We start from the raw sequence: 20,407 nt of genomic DNA, 5'->3' as shown, positions 1-20,407 counted from the left end.
GGCGATCCGTGCGGAAAACCGCACAATCTTGCTGCGCGATTTGTTGAAGATACCTGAGGCTCCGGCGATTTCCGCGCTCTCTTGGCTTGGCACGGCTATTGCGGTCAACAACGCAGCAGCGTTCGACCGGGGCGCCGCGATGGGAGAAGCCGCGGGGAGGAACAGCCCGCCCCAAACCGGTCAGGGAGAGAAAACTTACATGTTGACCCCACTGGCTCCAAGCGTAAAGCGCGCACCCCGCAAGACCCTTTTTGCCAAGCCTTACGTGCAGGTGCTTGTCGCAATCCTCCTCGGAGTTGCGGTTGGCCATTTTTATCCGCAAATCGGAGAAAACCTGAAGCCGCTCGGCGATGCCTTCATCAAGCTCGTCAAGATGATCATCGCGCCCGTTATCTTTCTGACCGTGTCGACTGGAATTGCCGGCATGAGCGATCTTCAGAAGGTCGGCCGTGTCGCCGGCAAGGCGATGGTCTATTTCTTCACCTTCTCGACGCTCGCGCTTATCGTTGGCCTCATCGTCGGCAATGTCATTCAGCCTGGCGCCGGCCTCAACATCGATCTGACCTCGCTCGACGTCCAAGCCGTCAATGGCTATGCCTCAAAGGCCCATGAGCAGTCCGTGACCGGCTTCCTCATGAACATGATCCCGACCACGATTGTCGGCGCCTTTGTGGAAGGCGACATTCTACAGGTGTTGTTCTTCTCCGTCCTCTTCGGCATCGCGCTGGCGATGGTCGGAGAATCGGGCAAATCGGTTCTTTCCTTCCTTCAGGACCTCACTGCACCCGTTTTCAAATTGGTCGGCATCTTGATGAAAGCCGCGCCGATCGGTGCTTTCGGAGCAATGGCCTTCACGATTGGCAAATATGGCATCGGTTCGGTAGCCAACCTTGCGATGCTGGTCGGGACCTTCTATCTCACGGCCTTCCTCTTCGTATTCGGGGTTCTCGGTGCAGTCTGTCGCTACAACGGCTTCTCGATCTTTTCTCTTATCCGCTACATAAAGGAAGAGCTGCTGCTGGTCCTCGGAACGTCCTCCTCCGAGGCTGCGCTGCCCTCTCTCATGGAGAAAATGGAAAAGGCCGGCGCCAAGCGCTCGGTCGTGGGCCTGGTTATCCCGACCGGATATTCCTTCAATCTGGATGGCACCAATATCTACATGACCCTCGCGGCCCTTTTCATCGCGCAGGCGACGAATACGGATTTGTCAGTTGGCGATCAGGTCCTGCTGCTGCTCGTCGCGATGCTTTCCTCCAAGGGTGCAGCAGGTGTCACAGGTGCCGGCTTCGTCACGTTGGCCGCTACGCTCTCCGTAGTGCCGGCAGTTCCCGTTGCTGGAATGGCGCTGATCCTTGGCGTCGACCGCTTCATGTCGGAATGCAGGGCTCTGACGAATTTGGTCGGTAACGCGGTGGCATCGCTCGTCGTCGCCCGCTGGGAAGGCGAACTGGATCAGGCACAATTGAAAGCTGCGTTCTGCGGCCACCAGCCTGCCGAGACATCAACCGGCCAGCCACTGACAACGCCCGCGCCGAGCAACTCGGCAGCATCGCTGCCAGTTGAATCGCCTGGCTGGTCCCAAACGCCGGACGATCGGGCCGCGGGTTCCAAACAAACTCTCGCGGGCCGATGAAATCAAGAATCCCGAAATGCAGTGGGTGCAAAATCATCTGCGCCTTGCGAAGGTCTTGCACCGGTCACGACACACAAGCCATCGATGATGCGCTTAATGCCTCCGAAGTTTGCGACGGTTCGTGGAACCGGGCGCGGAGCTGGGTCGGAGCCGTCGGTACGGCTGAACAATTCGCCCACGCTCTACGTTTCGGCTTCTACCTCGCACCATGCCACGACAAGAATTCGGTAGCGTACAGGATCAATGCAGGAATGACAGATTTTACTGAATCGACCTTTGCCGGATTTCTTCTTGATGTCGTTTAATCAGACTCGAACAATGGCGAAGCGACCCATAATTGCTGATATCGCCCGGGAAGCCGGGGTTAGTATTGCCACCGTTGACCGAGTTCTGAATGCCCGTCATCCGGTGCGGAAGGAGACTGCGCAGCGGGTCTTAGCGGCGGCACAGGCCATCGGATATCACGCCGCAGGTCTTATCAAGCAGCGCCTGCAGCCGGACCTGCCGCAATATCGGCTTGGCTTCATCTTGAGAAAACCGACTCACCACTTCTACCAGGGCTTCGCGCGTGAGGTCGAAGCGGCGGTCAACGCGGCGAAGTGCTTCCATGGCACTTCGCTCATCGAATTCGCGCCGTCGCACATGCCATGCGACCTTATTCCATTGCTCAAGGAATTCGGAGCGCGCTGCCACGCGATCGCCATGGTCGCGCCGGATCATCCGGCGATCACGGCAGCCGTCCAAGAACTCAAGGCAAAAGGCATCCCCGTTTTCTCGCTGCTTTCCGATTTCGCCGAAGGTGTTCGTGAGGGTTATATCGGCCTCGACAACCGCAAGGTCGGGCGGACGACAGCTTGGATGCTTTCAAAGGTCGCAAGACGGCCGGGCAAGGTGGCGGTTTTTGTCGGCAGCCACCGTTTTCAGGGGCAGGAGCTGCGGGAGGTCGGCTTTCGCTCCTATTTCCGTGAGAATGCACCGGCATTCGAGCTGCTCGATCCGCTCGTGAACCTTGAGGCACGGCAGATCACCTACGAGGCCACGCTGGATCTCATGCAACGGGAACCCGAACTCACCGGCTTCTATGTGGCCGGCGGAGGTATGGAGGGAGCGATCTCCGCGCTCCGTGAAGAAGGCGAAAGCCGGGGTCTCGTCGCGATCGTTAACGAGATCACGCCGGAGTCACGGGCTGCACTCGCAGATGGCATGATCACGATGTCGGTCGCCACGCCCCAGCGCCTGCTTTGCCAGGAACTGATGACGCTGATGGCCCAGGCGATCAAGGTCGGCACTTCGGAGACGCTTGGGCAGACTTTTCTGCCGTTTGAGATCTATCTGCCGGAAAACATCTGAAAAACTGATAAAATACTATCATGAGAGCCTAATTTCCTTTCATTCATGAAAGAAAAACAGCGGGAGTTTGATTGACTCACCTGCCTCATTCCGGTCTCGTTTAACAACGAATGATTGCTGCGCGGCGGAAGCCAGTCAGCCGAGAACGACGACCCGCACTTCATGAAGAGAGAGGAAAGCTATGCGTCAAGCATCGCTCCGCTTTGCGATCGACCGCATGACGCCGCCCCATCTTGCCAGGGCCGCACTTGCTCGCGGCCCGGGCCTGACTGGCATCGACATTAGCTATCATCTCAATGGCAATTTCATTGCGCGCGAAAAGCCGGCTGCAGACGCCCGTCTTGCTGACGGATCAATCGTCACGACTATCTTCATCAACGCCTTTTCGTGTTTCAATGAATCCCCGCGTGCAAGGGCGAGGCGAGCAAACTCGTCGATTGTGCAGCGGCCTGTTGAGCGAAGACGCCGACGAATGCGATTCGCCAAGGACATCCACGCGCTGGACAATAGGCGCACCTGCCTCGGGCAGCGATTTCATGGCGCGAGATGGATGATCACATGCAAGATACTCGCAACTCCGAGCAAAGTGCCAGGCAGATCTCGTCACGCTGCATATCGCTTCCAAAAATGAAAAACCCTAATTCAAAGTCCGAGATGAATAACGTGGTCCCTATTGTGCCGTTGCACGAGAGGGCGCCGGACATCTTTGAAACGTCGACAGCGCTCACCGCTCCCTCTGGGCTGGAAGCCACGTTGGCCAACGTCGTCGACCTCCTGCCATCGTTGGTGCAGGTGCGGCACGGCATCATCTCGCTCTGCGACGGTGCCGGCATACCGGACATGACCGTCGGCGCCGGCTGGAGCGAAGGCAGCGATGAGCGCTACCGCAAGCATCTGCCACGGGCGGCGATCGACCAGATCATAACGACGGGCATGGCGCTCGTCGCCGAGAACATAGCGTTGGATCCGGCTTTCAACGCCGCCGACAAGGAGGTGCTCGGGGCGTCCGACAACATGAAAGTGTCGTTCATCGGCGTACCCATTCGCGTCGATGCGAACGTCGTGGGCACGCTGACCATCGACCGCATCCTGGACAACAAATCAGGCTCCCTCCTCGATTACGACCTGCGCCTCCTTACCACAATCGCTAATCTGGTTGGACAGACAGTGAAGCTGCATCGCCTGTTCGCGTCCGACCGCGAGCGACTGATGGCCGAAAAAATCCGGATGCAAAAGCAATTCGGCGAACTCAAGCAGCCTGGGCATGAGGGCAAAAGGGCTCATGTCAAGGGGATCATTGGCGACAGCCCGGCGCTGCGCGGGCTGCTTGAGAAGGTCGCGTTAGTAGCCAGGTCCAACAGCACCGTTTTGCTGCGCGGGGAATCGGGGACCGGCAAGGAGCTGGTCGCCAAGGCCGTTCACGAGATGTCGGGACGCGCCAAGCGGCCGTTCATCAAGCTCAATTGCGCAGCGCTCCCTGAGACAGTCCTGGAATCCGAACTGTTCGGTCACGAAAAGGGTGCCTTTACCAGTGCATTCAACTCGCGCAAGGGGCGCTTTGAGCTCGCCGACAAGGGAACGTTGTTTCTGGACGAGATCGGTGAGATTTCGGCCTCGTTCCAGGCAAAGCTGCTGCGCGTGCTGCAGGAGCAGGAGTTCGAGCGCGTCGGCAGCAACCAGACGATTAAGGTCGACGTTCGCGTGATTGCCGCCACGAACAGGAACCTGGAAGACGCGGTTGCAAGGAACGAGTTTCGCGCCGACCTCTATTATCGCATCAGCGTTGTTCCCTTGCTGGTGCCGCCATTGCGCGAAAGGCGCGGTGATATTCCGCTCCTTGCCGCTGAGTTTCTCAAGAATTTCAACAGCGAGAACGGCCGTACGATGGTCTTTGATGCGAGTGCGACCGAAGTGCTGATGAACTGTGCTTTTCCCGGAAATGTCCGCGAGCTGGAAAATTGCGTGCAGCGGACAGCGACCCTGGCAGCGGGAGCGTCAATCGGCAGAAACGACTTTGACTGCTGCCACGGCCGATGCCTTTCCGCGATGCTATGGAAGCACGCATCGAAGGAGACTGCGCCGAAATCGGAGCCGATCGCACCATCGTCACTGAACCCGGCCATACAATCGTCTGGTGCTTTTGCTTCGGCCGCCTTTGGGGGCCCGCCCGTTGACAGCGAGCAGGCACTGCCAGCGCCTGTTCGGCTAGGCCTCGTAAGCGACGCGAAGATGACCGATCGCGAGCGTCTCATCGCGGCCATGGAAAGATCCGGCTGGGTACAGGCAAAGGCAGCGCGCCTGCTTGGACTGACGCCGCGCCAGATTGGCTACGCGCTGAGGAAATACGGTATCGAGATCAAGAATCTCTGAACCGGCTCGCGGACTTCAAGCAGGGCCGCGAGATAGCGCGCGAGGAGAATAGCTGGGACAATCAGCGTTGATTGGTACGGCTCGGACCTCCGTCGGTGAGACGTTGCAGCCCTCCTGTTGGCGCCGGCCGCAATCCACGGCCCGCTCGACCGCACGGCGCTTGGTATCCCAGTCAAGTTGGCGCAAACGCAGCGCCGTCATGGTCGGTCCGACGGCCCCGTGCCGGATGTCTCGCCATTGAAACGGAGAACAGTACGCCGTCAACCAACCTTACCGGAGTGGTGTAGGTCGTCAGGCAGATAAGCGCCGTGCTGCCTTTCGCGCACGCATCCGGCGGCGTGATCGCCTTTGACGACACCTCCGACGCTCAATCGACGTCTCTCCTCACCCAGCGTCACCCACGGCGAGTGTCGCGTTTGGCATATTTTTGTGCAGGTTCGAAGAGGTAAAGTCGCCACAGCGTATGGTGTTGACGCGACGATTGGTATGATAAAGAACAGAACTAAATCGGTTTAGACAGTTCGCGCGGAGGTCTAACCCAAGTGGCTCAGGAACCATGGATCAGCCCAAAGGACCAGGGAAAGGCAGAACCATAGGCAAGACCAACAATGTCAACGCCGACCTGATCGCAGTCGTGGTCGCCGTGAACGACGCTGGACCATGTTTTCTGACCATCGAACAGGGCGCCGCTCTTCCCTCGGGCCCGTTTGAGCTCGCTCATCGTTCGCTCCAGTCGGGGCTCAGGGCATGGGTGGAACTGCAGACTGGTCAGCCTCTCGGTTATATCGAGCAGCTCTACACCTTTGCCGATCGCGATCGGGTCGGCGCCAACCAGCGCGTGATCTCGATCAGCTATCTCGCACTCACCCGCGAAGAAGATGCGGGCACCTCGGGCAGGCGCAGTTGGGCCAGCTGGTACGACTATTTCCCGTGGGAGGATCATCGCTCCGGCAGGCCCCCGATAGTGCTGGAAGAATTGCGGCCGCGCCTTATCGAATGGGCGGACGGCGCGGACGACGGCGCGACGCGCTTCGATCGCCGACGGCGAGCGGCGGTTGCCTTTGCCTTGGACGGCCGGGCATGGAACGAAGAGCTCGCGCTGCAGCGCTACGAGCTGCTCTACGAAGCCGCCCTGGTGGACGAAGCAAAGCGCGGCGGAGTTTCGGCCATCCTCGCTTCGGTGCCGGGCAGATCGATGATCGCCGATCACCGCCGCATTCTGGCAACGGCTATTGCGCGACTGCGCTCCAAAATCAAATACCGGCCTGTTGTGTTCGAACTGATGCCGCCGCTCTTCACGCTTTTGCAGCTACAGCGAACTGTGGAGGCGCTCTCCGGCAGGCTCATTAACAAGCCGAACTTTCGCCGGCTCATAGAGCAGCAGGAACTGGTTGAGAAGACCGGGGCGACGACCGCCGAGACCGGCGGCCGGCCGGCGCAGCTCTACCGCTTCCACCATACTATTCTCGACGAGAGGCCTGTGGCCGGCACAAAATTACCGCTCGCACGGGCTTGACACCCCTTATAGTCACAACGATTATATACATCTTATAATCAAGTGGACTATAACTGGAGGCTCGATGAGTGCCGTCCTGCCTTCGAGCGCCTCACTGTACGACCGCGTTCGGCGCGTTATCCCACCGATCGAGTGGCCGTTCTTCGTCGAGGATATCGACGCAATCCTGAAACTAAAGCGACAGCGCAATGCCGTCATTCTGGCGCATAACTACCAGACGCCGGAGATTTTTCACTGCGTGGCTGATATCGTCGGCGACAGCCTGGCGCTGGCCCGCAAGGCGATGACAGTCGAGGCCGATGTGATCGTGATCGCCGGCGTGCATTTCATGGCAGAAACAGCCAAGCTGCTCAATCCCGACAAGACAGTGCTCATCCCGGACCTCAACGCCGGCTGCTCGCTGGCGGACTCGATCACCGCCGAAGACGTACGCCTGATGCGGCAGCGCTATCCGTCCGTTCCGGTCGTCACTTACGTCAACACCTCCGCCGCGGTGAAAGCCGAGTCAGACATCTGCTGCACCTCGGGCAACGCGCTCGCAGTGGTGAAGTCGCTCCGGGTGCCGCGCGTGATCATGCTGCCCGACGAATATCTGGCAAAGAACATCGCGGCGCAAACCAAAGTCGAGATCATCGCCTGGAAAGGGCGCTGCGAGGTGCATGAACGCTTCACGGCGGCCGACATCCGCGAGCTGCGTGAGGCCCATCCCGGCATCAGCGTACTTGCCCATCCCGAATGTCCGCCTGAAGTGGTCGCGGAAGCCGACTTCGCCGGCTCGACGGCGGCGATGTCCGACTATGTCGCGCGGCATAGGCCTGCGCGTGTGGTGCTGATGACGGAATGTTCCATGAGCGACAACGTCGCGGTCGAGCATCCGGAAGTAGATTTCGTGCGCCCATGCAATCTGTGCCCGCATATGAAGCGCATCACGCTCGCCAACATCCGGACCGCGCTCGAGGAGAACCGCCACGTCGTCACGATCGATCCTCATGTCGCTGAACGGGCCCGCTGGGCTGTGGAACGCATGCTCTTTGTATGACGGCGGACATCCATCACATTGGCGGAGCGCCGGTCATCATCGGCGCTGGTATCGCCGGGCTCATGACGGCGCTACACCTGGCGCCGCAACCAGTCGTCCTTCTGTCAAGGACCTCGCTCGGAACCGAAGCCTCGAGCATCCTAGCCCAGGGCGGGCTCGCAGCGAGTCTGGGGGAGGACGACAGCCCCGACTTGCACCTCGCCGATACGCTTGCTGCCGGCGATGGGCTTTGCGACGAACAAATGGCCAGGAGGGTGGTAGAGGCCGCACCTCAAGCCGTCGAGAACCTTATTCGTCTTGGTGCTCCTTTCGACCGGTCGCTAGACGGGAGGCTACGGCTGGGCCTGGAAGCGGCGCATTCGCGTCGCCGCATCGTGCACGCCGCCGGCGACGCAACTGGCCGCGAGTTGTTTCGGGCGCTACTCGGCGTGGCGCGGCGAACCCGTTCGATCACGATCATGGAAGGCATGACAGCGCTTCGCTTGGTTGTCGCAGAGGGCAGCATTGTTGGCTTGCTGACTGTCCTGCATGGCGCCGTGTTCGCATTGCCCACACGTCGCGTGGTGCTGGCGACCGGTGGTATAGGCGGCCTGTTTTGCGATACAACCAATCCGCTCTCCTCATTCGGGCACGGCCTGGCGCTGGCAGCCTGTGCTGGAGCGGAACTAGCCGATCTCGAATTCGTGCAATTCCACCCGACGGCCCTCGACATTGCGCGCCGGCCAATGCCGCTTGTCAGCGAAGCAGTGCGTGGCGAAGGCGCGGTGCTGATCGATGAGAACGGCCATCGCTTCCTGGCAGACACGCCCGGGGCAGAACTCGCATCGCGCGATGTGGTTGCGCGGGCGATCTCCGATCAGCTCGCCGCCGGGCATGGCGTCTATCTTGATGCCCGACATTGTCTCGGGCAGAAATTCGCAAGACGCTTTCCGGCAATCGACGCTATTTGCAAGCATGCCGGCATCGATCCGGCGGTGGAACCCATTCCCGTGCGGCCCGCTGCTCACTATCACATGGGCGGCGTGGCCGTTGACGCCGAGGGGCGAACTTCCGTTAGCGGCCTGTGGGCCTGTGGCGAAGTCGCATGCACAGGACTTCATGGCGCCAACCGCCTTGCCAGCAACTCGCTGACCGAAGCGGTTGCAACCGCCGCCTGGGTGGCTGAAAGCGTCGCGGCTACCTCTGCGGGTTGGCAGTGGCCTAGGCTTCCGGCAACTGTTCCCATCCGGCCCGACCCTTCACCTATTCGCACGATTGTGTCCAATGCGCTTGGCATTGTTCGGAATGGGAAATCATTGTGCGACACGGTCGCGACACTGCTGCCGATCTCTGTTTGCGAGACGGCCGCGGCCGATCCGGCCCTGGTGGCATTGTTGATGGCGATCGCCGCCCTTCGGCGCGAGGAGAGCCGCGGCTCCCACTTTCGATCCGATTTCCCCGGGCGCGATGCCGCCGCCCTCCCCTCACGATTGACGCTCTGCACAGCTTTTGAGAATGCCGTCACGCTCAGATGGCAAGCATCCGAACGGAGCCGTTGACATGACTTCACTTGCACCACTTCCCCAGATCATCATGGAGCCCATCGTGCGTTCTGCCCTGCTTGAAGACCTGGGCAGAGCCGGCGACATCACGAGCGATGCGATCATTCCCGCCGATTGCAAAGCGACGCTGGCGTTGAATGCCCGGCAGGGAGGCGTTGTTGCCGGGCTCGACTTGGTCATGTTTGCCTTCCTGCTGGTCGATCCCGGGATCAGCATCCAGCTGCGTTGTCCTGAGGGCGGCAAGGTTTCGGCCGGCCAGACCATCGCGATCGTAAACGGGCCGGCGCGCAGCCTGCTGACGGCGGAGCGGACGGCGCTCAATTTCTTATGCAAACTCAGCGGCATCGCGACGGCAACGGCTACGCTCGTAAACGCGGTGAGGGGCCATCACGCAAAAATCGTGTGCACGCGAAAGACGACGCCGGGCCTGCGCGTCCTGGAAAAATATGCGGTACGAGCGGGCGGCGGTGCCAATCACCGGTTCGCGCTCGACGACGCCGTGCTCATCAAGGACAACCACATCGCCATTGCCGGCGACATTCGCACTGCAATCGAGCGGGCGCGCAGCGCCATAGGTCACATGGTCAAGATCGAGGTCGAGGTGGACAGGCTGGACCAGTTGGAGATCGCGCTTACAGCGGGCGTCGACGCCGTGCTCCTCGACAACATGTCGGTCGAGGACCTTGCGCAGGCTGTGGCTATGGTCGGGGGCCGTGCGATCACCGAGGCTTCAGGCCGGGTGACGCGGGCGAGTGCCGCGGCAATTGCGGCGACCGGCGTCGACCTCATATCGGTCGGCTGGCTTACCCACAGCGCGCCCATTCTCGACATTGGTCTCGACATGCCGGCCGACCGAAATTGCAACAGGCATCTGAACTGATGGAGAGGACATGAACCGGGATCGCAGGAACTCCTTTGGTCGCAGGCTAACCTGTGTCAGCACGTCCCCGGTTCCACCAACAGCCGACGCAAGCCTTCTCGGCGCCAGGCGACACGCTTCAACAACGGAGGCGGGAGGGACGGACCAGCAAGGCACAGAAAGCCGCGTCGCAGTCCTTGGCGTCATCATCTGCCGACTCGACGAGATGCGCCAGTTGGCGGCCTCTCACGGGCTGGAACTTCTGAGTTATCTCCTGGACGTCGCCTTCACCGAATCCTGCGACGCGATCAGAAAGGAGCATTCCTGTGCTCAGAGTAGAATAACGGAAACCGTAATCCCCACGGATGACGTGAGTTGAGCCTGCGGGCAGCAGTTGGAGAGTCCGCCCAAGAGCGCCACCAGTCGCGTTTCGATAGAAGACTTCCCGCTGGCATGCGCCTTGTCTTCAGCATCCACTGCAACGCTCCAGGTCAAGGACGGAAGATTATGGAGAACAAGACCTTATGAACGAACTCAGCCCAGACCTGACCTCGGATCCAATCGGTTGGGCGCTTCCCCCTTGGACGCGAGCGGAAGCCCAAGCGCTCCACGACGCGCCATTCAACGACCTTTTGTTTCAGGCGCAGACCGTTCACCGGCAGAATTTCGATCCCAACAAGGTCCAGCTGAGCCGGCTTCTCAGTATCAAGACCGGCGGATGCCCGGAGGATTGCGGCTATTGCAGCCAATCGGCACATCACGAAAGCGGGTTGAAAGCGTCAAAGCTGATGGAGGTCCGGCGCGTCATCGCCGAGGCGACCAAGGCACGCGATGCCGGCGCCACCCGCTATTGCATGGGCGCGGCCTGGCGAAACCCGAAGGCGCGCGACATGGACGCGGTGGTGGCGATGGTCGAGGGTGTCAAGGCACTCGGCATGGAGACCTGCATGACGCTCGGCATGCTCGATCTTGAGCAGGCCGCTCGTCTGAAACAGGCCGGTCTCGACTACTACAACCACAACATCGACACCTCCGAGCGCTATTACTCAGAGATCATCTCGACCCGGACATTTGCCGACCGGCTGGACACGCTGGCCAATGTCCGCGACAGCGGCATCAAGGTCTGCTGCGGCGGCATCGTCGGCATGGGCGAAGAACCGGTGGACCGGATCGACATGCTGGTGACGCTGGCCAATCTGCCGGAGCACCCGGAAAGCGTGCCGATCAACATGCTCATCCCGATCGAGGGCACCCCGCTTGCCGAGGCTGAACCCATCGAGCCGATCGAATTCGTGCGCGTCATCGCGCTGGCGCGCATCATGATGCCGAAATCGCATGTTCGACTCTCCGCCGGCCGCACCGCCATGACCGATGAAATGCAGGCGCTGTGCTTTTTTGCCGGCGCCAACTCGATCTTCGTCGGCGACACACTGCTGACGGCGGACAATCCCGGCGAAGACAAGGATACTCTGCTGTTCCAGCGTCTCGGCATCGAGCCAATGGAAATCGGCACGCAATGAACGAGGCACTTCTTGCCCGGTATGACGCGTCCTTGCGCGGACTGGCGCGCAAGGACCGGCTGCGCACACTTGCACCGCGCGCCGGGCTCGACTTCTCGTCGAACGACTATCTCGGGCTTGCCGCCTCCAAAAGACTTGGCGAAGCGGTGGCGTCGGCGATTGCGCGGGGGACGCCGGTCGGCGCGACCGGATCGCGGTTGTTAAGGGGCAACTCACCGGAGCACGAGGCCCTGGAGGCAGACGCCGCGGCGTTCTTCGGCGCCGAACGCGCGCTGTTCTTCGGCAGCGGCTATATCGCCAACTTCGCTCTGCTGACGACGCTGCCGCAGAAGGGCGACCTATTGATCCTCGACGAACTCGCCCATGCCAGCATGCACGAGGGGGCGCGGGCAGGACGAGCCGAGTTCAAGCTGGTAGCGCACAACGACGCCGATGCTTTCGAGGATGCGATCACGCGCTGGCGCGCCGAAGGCGGCACCGGGCGCGTCTGGATCGTGGTCGAAAGCCTCTACAGCATGGATGGCGACCACGCGCCGATGGAGAGCCTCGTCGCGCTTGCCGATCGGCACGAGGCATTCATCGTCGTCGACGAGGCGCATGCCACCGGCGTCTGGGGGCCGGACGGCCGCGGCCTTGCCACCGCGTTCGAGGGCCGCGACAACATCGTCGCGCTACACACATGCGGCAAGGCGCTCGGCGCGTCGGGCGCGCTGGTGACGGCACCGCGAACGCTGTGCGACTATCTCGTCAACCGCTGCCGGCCATTCATCTACGCCACGGCGCCGTCGCCGCTGATGGCGGTGGCAGTGCGCGAAGCGATTGCCATGCTGTCCGATGAGCCCCAGCGCCGTGTCCAGTTGCAGGAGCGCGTTGCCTTCGCGGGCCGCCAACTGGCCGAGCGCTGCGGCGTGAAGCCCAGCGGCTCGCAGATCCAGCCCTTTGTCATCGGCGACAACAGGCGCACCATGGCGGTGGCGGCGGCGTTGCGAGCGCGCGGCTTCGACATACGCGGCATCCGCCCGCCGACCGTACCCGAGGGCACGTCGCGCCTGCGCATTTCGCTGACGCTCAACGTCGACGAAGCCGACATTTCAGCGATGGTCGAGGCGCTCGTTGAGGTGTTGGCCCAAACATGATCGGAGGCGACATGACCAAGCGCATCGTCATCACCGGAACGGATACCGGAATCGGCAAGACGGTGTTTTCGGCGGGATTGGCCGGCTTCCTCGACGGCTTCTACTGGAAGCCGGTGCAGTCGGGCCTCGACGGCGAGACCGACAGCGAGGTTGTTGCGCGGCTTGCCGGCCTTCCGCCGGGGCGCGTGCTGCCGGAAGTGTATCGCCTGAAGGAGCCGCTGTCGCCGCATCGTTCGGCCGAACTCGATGGCGTCGCGATAGACGTGGCAAGGCTCTCGCTTCCGGACTTGCCGGGTCCGATCGTTATCGAAGGTGCCGGGGGACTGATGGTGCCGCTCAACCGGCGCACCAAGTTCATCGACATATTCGCTCAGTGGCGGGTGCCGGTCATCCTGTGCGCCCGCACCAAGCTAGGCACCATCAATCACACCTTGTTGTCGATCGAGGCCCTGCGGGCTCGCTCGATCCCGCTCGTCGGCATCGCCTTCATCGGCGATGAAGTGGCCGATACGCAAAGGACAATCGTGGAATTCAGCGGCATACGCCAGCTAGGCAGGCTGCCGCTGCTCGATCCGCTGACGAGTGAGACGCTGAGGGAAGCGATGGTTGCCGGCTTCGACCTCGCAGCGATCGCAGGAGGCGAATGATGTCGCAGTCTCAAGTCTGGCATCCGTTCACCCAGCACGCGCTCGAGCCGGCGGTCCCTGAAATCGTCCGGACGGAAGGCGCCTACCTCCACAAGGCCGACGGCACGCGCATCCTGGATGCGATTTCCTCCTGGTGGGTCGTCACCCACGGCCACCGCCATCCCCGCATCATCAAGGCCATCGAGACGACCGCGACGAGCCTCGACCAGATCATCTTTGCTGGCTTTACGCACGAGCCGGCCGAACGCCTGGCGAGCGCACTTGTCGGCCTCGCTCCCACCGGACTCGACTGGGTGTTCTATTCCGACAGCGGCTCGACCTCCGTCGAGGTCGCGCTGAAGATGGCGCTCGGCTATTTCCGCAACATCGGCGCGCCGCGCTCGCGCGTCGTCGTCATGGAGCACAGCTATCATGGCGACACCATCGGCACGATGAGCGTCGGCGCCCGCGGCGTGTTCAACGCCGCCTACGAGCCTATGCTGTTCGAGGTCGACACCATCCCCTTCCCGGCCGCCGGGCGAGAGCAGGAGACGCTGGATCGGTTCGAGGCCGTCTCCCGCGACCGGCACGCCGCCGCGCTGATCGTCGAGCCGCTGGTGCTTGGCGCTGGCGGCATGCTGATGTATCCGGCCTCGGTTCTCACCGAATTGAAGAAGATCGCAGAAACCTCCGGCACGCTGCTGATCGTCGACGAGGTGATGACCGGCTGGGGGCGCACCGGGACCATGTTCGCCTGCGAGCAGGCGTCCATATCTCCTGATATCCTGTGCACCTCGAAGGGCTTGACCGGCGGTGCCATCCCGCTGGCCGCCACACTTGCCACCGATGCCATCTTCCAGGCCCATTATTCCGAGGACCGCACGAAGACGTTCTTCCACTCGAGTTCCTACACCGCCAATCCGATTGCCTGCGCGGCAGCACTTGCCAATGTCGAGATCTGGCGCGACGAGCCGGTGGCCGAACGGATCGCGACCTTGAGAGCGAAGCAGGCCGCCGGGCTGCAACGCTTCCGGGACAATCCATATTTCACCGCCTGCCGAGCCACCGGCACGATCGCGGCACTCGATCTGCGCACCGGCTCAGCCGGCTATCTGGCCGAGATTGGTCCGAAGCTGCGCGCTTTTTTCCTCGAGCGCGGCCTGCTAGTGCGCCCGCTTGGCAATGTCCTCTATCTTCTGCCGCCCTATTGCATCACCGGCGAGGAGTTGGACGGGCTCCATGACGCCATCGAGGAGGCCGGCGAACGCTTCGGCACAAAGCCATGAGCCGATCGTCGCGCGTCCTCGGGTTTGGTCATCATGCGCCGTCGCGCAAGGTCGAGAACCCGGAAATTGAAGACCGTCTCGGGCTTGAACCCGGCTGGATCGAGCGGCGCACCGGCATTCGCTCGCGCTTCTGGGCAACCGACGAAGACACGCTGTCGGGCCTTGCCGCGCAAGCCGGCGACATGGCGCTGGCGAATGCCGGCATCGACCCGAGCGACATCGGTCTTCTGTTGCTCGCCACCTCGACCCCCGACCACCTTCTGCCACCAAGTGCGCCGCTGGTCGCACATCGGCTGGGGCTCGGCCGGGCCGGCGCTATCGATCTCACCGGCGCCTGCGCCGGCTTCATCTATGCGCTGATGTTCGCTGACGGATTCACCCGGCTGCATGGCAAGGTGAGCCTTGTCATTGCCGCCAACATCCTCAGCCGCCGCATCAATCCCGCCGAGCGCGCCAGCGCCGTGCTGTTTGCCGATGCCGCCGGCGCGGTGGTGATCGGTCCTTGCGATGATGCCGATCGAGGCATTCTCGGCGCTTCGGTGGATTCGGACGGCTCGCGCTACGGACTGATCCAGATTCCTGCCGGTGGAAGCAACAATCCGTTCCATGGCGGCCTCGACCTCGAGCAGACCCGCATGACGATCACCGACGGCCGTGAAGTGTTCGCCAAGGCCGTTGAGATGATGACTGCCTGCTCGCAGGACGCGCTCGCGGCGGCCCGGATGCAGCCGCAAGACATCGACCGGTTCATACCGCACCAGGCCAATGCCCGCATTTTCGATGCGGTCGGGCGAAACCTCGGCATCGCCGATGAAGCGATCGTCAAGACGATCGCCGGGTATGGCAACTCTTCCGCCGCGACGATCCCGCTCTCGCTGTCGCTCGCCCATCGGGCGGCGCCGTTCCGGCCGGGGGAGAAGGTTCTTCTGGCGGCCGCGGGTGCGGGTCTTAGCGGCGGTGCGCTCGTCGTTGGAATTTAGCCGCGCGAACCGAACTGCCAAGACTGACCTTGAACGATGAATACAGGGACAACGACCAATGCGAAAACTAGTCGCCGGCAAGCTGCACGGCATCCACGTCACCGAAGCGAACCTCAACTACCATGGTTCGATAACGCTCGACCCCGACCACTGCGAGGCAGCCGGGATCCTGCCGATGGAATTCGTGGAGATATGGAACAAGAATTCCGGTGCGCGGATTTCGACCTATGTCATCCTCGGCGAGCGCGGTTCACGGTGCTGCATCCTCAACGGAGCGGCGGCTCGCACCTGTCAGCCCGACGACCCAATTATCGTCTGCAACTCCATCTACCTGGACGAAGCGCATATCACCTCGCTGAAGCCGCGCATCGTCACGTTCGACCAGGATAACTACATACTCGACCGCCTAAGCTACTCCGTCGATCTTGACACAGACGGCCGTTACAGTTTCTCGATCCTTGATGAGGCGAATGAAGCTTTGGCAATTCCAGCCTTGGTCTCCGGGGCGTGAGCCGCGCTCCGCAGATGTGCGAGCCTCGGCACTGAAGAGCGTCTGGTCTAAGACTCGACGAAGTTGCTGAAAAAGGCCGATGCCTACTGCGCCTTGGGCACCGTGGGCCTTCGTGGGATGGCGCAATGTCTCGCAGCTGCTGATCCGCGAACAGCGGTTTGCATGTCTGACCCTTGTCTCAGGTTACTTGCGGTGGCGGCTTGCAAATTCTTTCTGCTTTCTCAAGCGCCGCGGCTGGGTCCTTGACGACCTGGCTTTTCATGATCTTTGCCGCCGTGTCGATCAAGCAGGCCACAGTCTTCCGCATCGGCAGCGGTGCCAACCATCATCGCGAATATGGCTAGCCGAACGGCCGCAAGCAGCATTGAGGTGGGCCTTCGGCAAAGGTTTCCCGCCGGCGCCAAGGCTCGCCAGCCATCCGACGCCTGATCCGGTTACATATCAGGTTCGTCGATCGGTGGCTTGGCAGCAAGACCGAGCCTGGCTCGTTGGCCATCGGCGTAATTTTCGGCGGGAAACTGTGTCTTGAACCGAAGAACTGTCAGTTTGCCGTCCTCGACAATATGAACAACCCACCCCCCACTACAACGCTTGACCCGCACGTCATTAGGTTCGCCAGCCACCATTGCTGCCCCTCATTTTCGTCGCCCTTGGGCTGAGACTGGAAGTCGTTCCCGCACATCGGAAAACATAGGACCTTACGTAACGTCAAGCCCCGATTTTGGGATAGCCGATGACTTGTCGATTTCAGGGTGACGGCGATTCTGGGCCGCAACGTCCGTGAGTGCTCAAATCGATTTAGATGCGCAGATTTTGCATGTTAATTCAGCCTTGTTATCCACAGCTAACGTGAATGGGAACGCGTATTCAGTCCGAGTACCTCTGCAAAAAATCTGCCGCTCTGGTGCCTCAGCGCGATCACCCGGCACTTCAAGATGTTTCATAGCTCCGGACCGTTCCGAACGATCAGGGTGCCGGATGGCCACTCGCTCATCGAGCGTCCAATCGGCACAACCACGACGAGCACATCCTCGACGCGCGTGGGCGGCAGGTCGAGATACACATCTGCGAGAGTGGACCGGACACTCGAGCGAGGTCAGTTCCGTGGCAGTCGTTATTTCGCCGATGGTGGACACACTCTCGCCGCTCTCCGATTCGACGCGGTTCTTGATCGTGGCAATGATTTCCGTTGCGAGTTGATCAGCCATTCTGTTCCTTTCTATAGCAATGCCTTTTGACGCGGGCGCGGGCGCCATACCTCTGCCAGTCACGTCGCGAAAATCACCCCTAGCCAGGCTTGTGCCACTCACCAACAGCAATCGGATTATAGAGACCGGATGAGTTCCGGTTGGTCTGAGGCGTTGGCATCCAACCGCAACTCATTTTCCCGGGGCAACTTCCATCGCACGTCTGAGCTCATGGAAAAGTCTTCTCCTTTCGGGCTCTTTTTCGCAGTCGTCACACGATAAGGGAGCGGGCGATCAGGGCGTGTGAGGTGCTGACGTCAAACGCGAGATTCCGGAAGATTGATAAAATCGTTTGTTTCGATGAGATGCATCCACCCTGTGGATAGAAATACAGTCCTATGAACGGGCAAGCCTCTGGTGCGGGAGATGATGCTAAAGGAGACATCCCGCATGGCCACTCCACGCAAAAGCTCGGCACGTCTCGGCGCTACCAAATGCTCAGCCCCTCACCTCGCTCTCTACGGTGCGACGAAGCGCGCTGGCAGATCGCGGAAGGCACAATGGTTACCGATCCGCAGGGTGGATTCATCCTGTGGGTCGAGCCTCCGAACACCATCGATTGGCTCGACTCTTTCAGGGCTGCATCGTCCGGAAAATCGTGATCGCCCACCCTCTTGTCTGTCGGTAGCTAATCAGCTTTCGGGTGGCGAACTGAACAAACATGGCTTTGTGCGCGACTATCAAGACTTAGCAGCGCTCAAGCCACTACATCGATGGCACGTTCGACCATGGCGGTCGGTTTTCGATATGCCTGATATGAGCGGCCGTGGAAGCCGCTCAAAGAATGATACCGCAGTGCTGTTGCCAACGTCGGCGATTTCGATGATCGACTCCGCCTATGCCAGCTCTTCACGAGCTCTATCCGCGCTTGCCTGTTATGGAGCGAAAGCCTTAGCGCGACTCGTGATTGAGGCTGTCATTGCTATGGGCTAATCAGTCGGGAAGCTGCGCTTGCAATGACGGAGGGCCGGAACGATCTCGTCCGATCATCTGGCACAAGGTGTGCTTATTAGTACGTTGCGAAGCTAGTAACTTAACCATGAAGGGGGACGACGGTTTGACCGTGACACAGTCGCTGACGAGACGTCTCAAAAATCCCGAGCTATTTGACGATCTGGCCGGTGTGCCTGGTCGGAAGGCGGAGCAATCCACGAGGCGTTTTTCGGTGTTCAATCCCTCAACAGGCGAGCTGTTGGCTGAGCTTCCAGATATGGATGTCCGGGACGTTTCCAAGGCGATCGATAAGGCTGAAGCTGCGCAGGAACATTGGGCGGCGCTCACCGCGCGCGAGCGCTCCGACATCTTATGGGAATGGCACCAACTGATCCTCGACCACAGCGAGGATCTTGCAGCCATTTTGACGGCTGAAATGGGTAAGCCGCTTGCAGAGGCGAAGTCTGAAATCGCCCATGCCGCAGCCTACCTCCAATGGTATGCCGAGGAGGCCAATCGCATCTATGGCGAGACGATTTCGCCGCCTTCTAACGACAGGCGTATGCTGGTAATCAAACAGCCGATCGGTGTTGTCGGCGCCATTACTCCTTGGAATTTTCCCGCCTCGATGGTGGCTCGCAAGATTTCGCCTGCGCTTGCCGCCGGCTGCGCGATTGTTCTGAAACCCGCGGAGCAAACACCGCTTGTCGCGGGTGCTATGTTCACGCTTGCCCGGATGGCAGGTTTTCCCGATGGCGTTCTAAACTTGATCTACGCATCGGAAGGCGATGCGGTTGGGCGTGAACTTTGCTCGAACCCGAAGGTCCGCAAGATCAGCTTCACTGGGTCGACCGAGGTCGGGCGGCTGCTCATGAGGGAGTGTTCGGATCAGATCAAAAGAACCAGCTTCGAACTTGGTGGTAACGCTCCTTTCATTGTTTTTGATGATGCAGACGTCGACGCTGCCGTCGATGGTGCGCTACAGGCAAAGTTTCGGAATGCAGGCCAGACCTGCGTTTCAGCCAATCGGCTTTACGTACAGTCCAGCGTGTATAATGAATTCTGCGACAAATTCACCAAGCGCGTCAGTGCATTGCGCGTCGGTGACGGTTTCGAGCCAGAAGTTGCGATCGGTCCCCTGATCGATAAGTGCGCGCTTGCAAAGATTGAAGATCATATTCGCGATGCTGTGCGGCAGGGTGGGAAGATCCGTTGCGGTGGCAACCGTATCGGCGAATCGGGAACCTTCTTCGAGCCCACGGTGATCACCGACGTCGAAAGGACAATGCGGGTCGCTCAGGAAGAAACCTTCGGACCGCTGGCTCCCATAATCCGCTTCAACGATCCCGACCAGGTGGTGCGCGAGGCGAATGACACGATTTACGGTCTTGCAGCCTACTTCTACGCTTCCAATCTAAAGCGCGTGTGGCGCGTGGCTGAAGCCCTCGAATACGGAATGGTCGGCATCAATACGGGACGCATGTCATCCGAGGCCGCACCCTTTGGCGGAATGAAGCAATCAGGGATCGGTCGTGAGGGGTCGCGCCACGGCCTCGAGGATTATCTCGAAATGAAGTACCTGTGCATGGGTGGGCTATAATCCCACAGCATCCGCGTCCCATTGACTTCGCCCTGACAATCCGCCGCGGCCATCGATGGAATGGTGGCCTTCGATCAAGGCCCAGCGTAAAACCTTGATGCTGTCATCCTTGCCTTCGGCCGCATTCACCGATCCCTGATTGACACGTGCTTGCCATGTACCGCTTCAATCCGCCGGGAGTGGTTTTTCCTGTCTCGGCCTGGCCGCGACAGATCAGGGTGCTGGTGCGCAAAATCTCCGTCCATCCGACAGCCGGCGAG

General features: G+C 60.7%; 14 protein-coding genes and 1 pseudogene. 14 read left to right on the top strand and 1 reads right to left on the bottom strand.

All coding sequences use genetic code 11. The features are described from left to right. Window positions 1–199 precede the first annotated feature (199 nt). The 13 genes from FCU66_RS30395 (at window position 200) to panD (ending at window position 16,367) form a co-directional block, all read left to right on the top strand. Window positions 200–1,633, top strand: coding sequence for a dicarboxylate/amino acid:cation symporter (locus FCU66_RS30395; RefSeq protein ID WP_136617749.1), 1,434 nt, complete (start codon window positions 200–202; stop codon window positions 1,631–1,633). A gap of 318 nt (window positions 1,634–1,951) precedes the next feature. Then, on the top strand, window positions 1,952–2,983 hold the full coding sequence (locus tag FCU66_RS30385; RefSeq protein WP_136617707.1) for a LacI family DNA-binding transcriptional regulator: 1,032 nt from the start codon (window positions 1,952–1,954) through the stop codon (window positions 2,981–2,983). A gap of 654 nt (window positions 2,984–3,637) precedes the next feature. After that, complete coding sequence (nifA, locus tag FCU66_RS30380; protein WP_246094102.1) at window positions 3,638–5,353, top strand: nif-specific transcriptional activator NifA; 1,716 nt, start codon at window positions 3,638–3,640, stop codon at window positions 5,351–5,353. A 556-nt stretch (window positions 5,354–5,909) separates the two neighbouring features. Further along, a complete protein-coding gene (locus FCU66_RS30370) occupies window positions 5,910–6,869 on the top strand; it encodes an NUDIX hydrolase (RefSeq protein ID WP_136617709.1) in 960 nt (319 codons plus the stop codon). Window positions 6,870–6,933: 64 nt separating this feature from the next. After that, window positions 6,934–7,908, top strand: coding sequence for a quinolinate synthase NadA (nadA, locus tag FCU66_RS30365; protein ID WP_136617710.1), 975 nt, complete (start codon window positions 6,934–6,936; stop codon window positions 7,906–7,908). Further along, window positions 7,905–9,446, top strand: a complete 1,542-nt coding sequence (locus FCU66_RS30360) for an L-aspartate oxidase (protein WP_136617711.1) — start codon at window positions 7,905–7,907, stop codon at window positions 9,444–9,446. Before nadA ends, FCU66_RS30360 begins: the two co-directional genes overlap by 4 nt. A gap of 1 nt (window position 9,447) precedes the next feature. Beyond that, window positions 9,448–10,329, top strand: a complete 882-nt coding sequence (gene nadC / locus FCU66_RS30355; RefSeq protein ID WP_136617712.1) for a carboxylating nicotinate-nucleotide diphosphorylase — start codon at window positions 9,448–9,450, stop codon at window positions 10,327–10,329. A gap of 503 nt (window positions 10,330–10,832) precedes the next feature. Further along, window positions 10,833–11,828, top strand: coding sequence for a biotin synthase BioB (bioB, locus tag FCU66_RS30350; RefSeq protein WP_136617713.1), 996 nt, complete (start codon window positions 10,833–10,835; stop codon window positions 11,826–11,828). Beyond that, entirely contained in the window at window positions 11,825–12,964 is a 1,140-nt protein-coding gene (locus tag FCU66_RS30345) for an 8-amino-7-oxononanoate synthase (RefSeq protein ID WP_136617714.1), read from the top strand. Before bioB ends, FCU66_RS30345 begins: the two co-directional genes overlap by 4 nt. A gap of 11 nt (window positions 12,965–12,975) precedes the next feature. Further along, entirely contained in the window at window positions 12,976–13,611 is a 636-nt protein-coding gene (gene bioD / locus FCU66_RS30340) for a dethiobiotin synthase (protein ID WP_136617715.1), read from the top strand. Beyond that, on the top strand, window positions 13,611–14,876 hold the full coding sequence (locus tag FCU66_RS30335; RefSeq protein WP_136617716.1) for an adenosylmethionine--8-amino-7-oxononanoate transaminase: 1,266 nt from the start codon (window positions 13,611–13,613) through the stop codon (window positions 14,874–14,876). Before bioD ends, FCU66_RS30335 begins: the two co-directional genes overlap by 1 nt. Beyond that, window positions 14,873–15,856 carry a beta-ketoacyl-ACP synthase III gene (locus tag FCU66_RS30330; protein ID WP_136617717.1) on the top strand — a complete coding sequence of 328 codons (984 nt, stop codon included), beginning with the start codon at window positions 14,873–14,875 and terminating at the stop codon, window positions 15,854–15,856. The genes FCU66_RS30335 and FCU66_RS30330 overlap by 4 nt, the downstream gene beginning before the upstream one ends. A 58-nt stretch (window positions 15,857–15,914) precedes the next feature. Continuing rightward, entirely contained in the window at window positions 15,915–16,367 is a 453-nt protein-coding gene (gene panD, locus FCU66_RS30325) for an aspartate 1-decarboxylase (protein WP_006333949.1), read from the top strand. Between the two features lie 940 nt (window positions 16,368–17,307). On the opposite strand, the pseudogene FCU66_RS30315 reads toward panD, so the two are convergent. Continuing rightward, a pseudogene (locus FCU66_RS30315) lies at window positions 17,308–17,451 on the bottom strand (acyltransferase); the annotation flags it as partial. A gap of 1,202 nt (window positions 17,452–18,653) precedes the next feature. Here FCU66_RS30315 and FCU66_RS30295 point away from each other — a divergent pair. Continuing rightward, window positions 18,654–20,147, top strand: a complete 1,494-nt coding sequence (locus FCU66_RS30295) for an NAD-dependent succinate-semialdehyde dehydrogenase (RefSeq protein WP_010913527.1) — start codon at window positions 18,654–18,656, stop codon at window positions 20,145–20,147. Window positions 20,148–20,407 lie beyond the last annotated feature (260 nt).

This window comes from Mesorhizobium norvegicum (assembly GCF_004919685.1).
Taxonomy (GTDB): domain Bacteria; phylum Pseudomonadota; class Alphaproteobacteria; order Rhizobiales; family Rhizobiaceae; genus Mesorhizobium; species Mesorhizobium norvegicum.
Note: the sequence above shows the minus strand (reverse complement) of the source record. Positions and strands in the feature narration are given on the sequence as shown.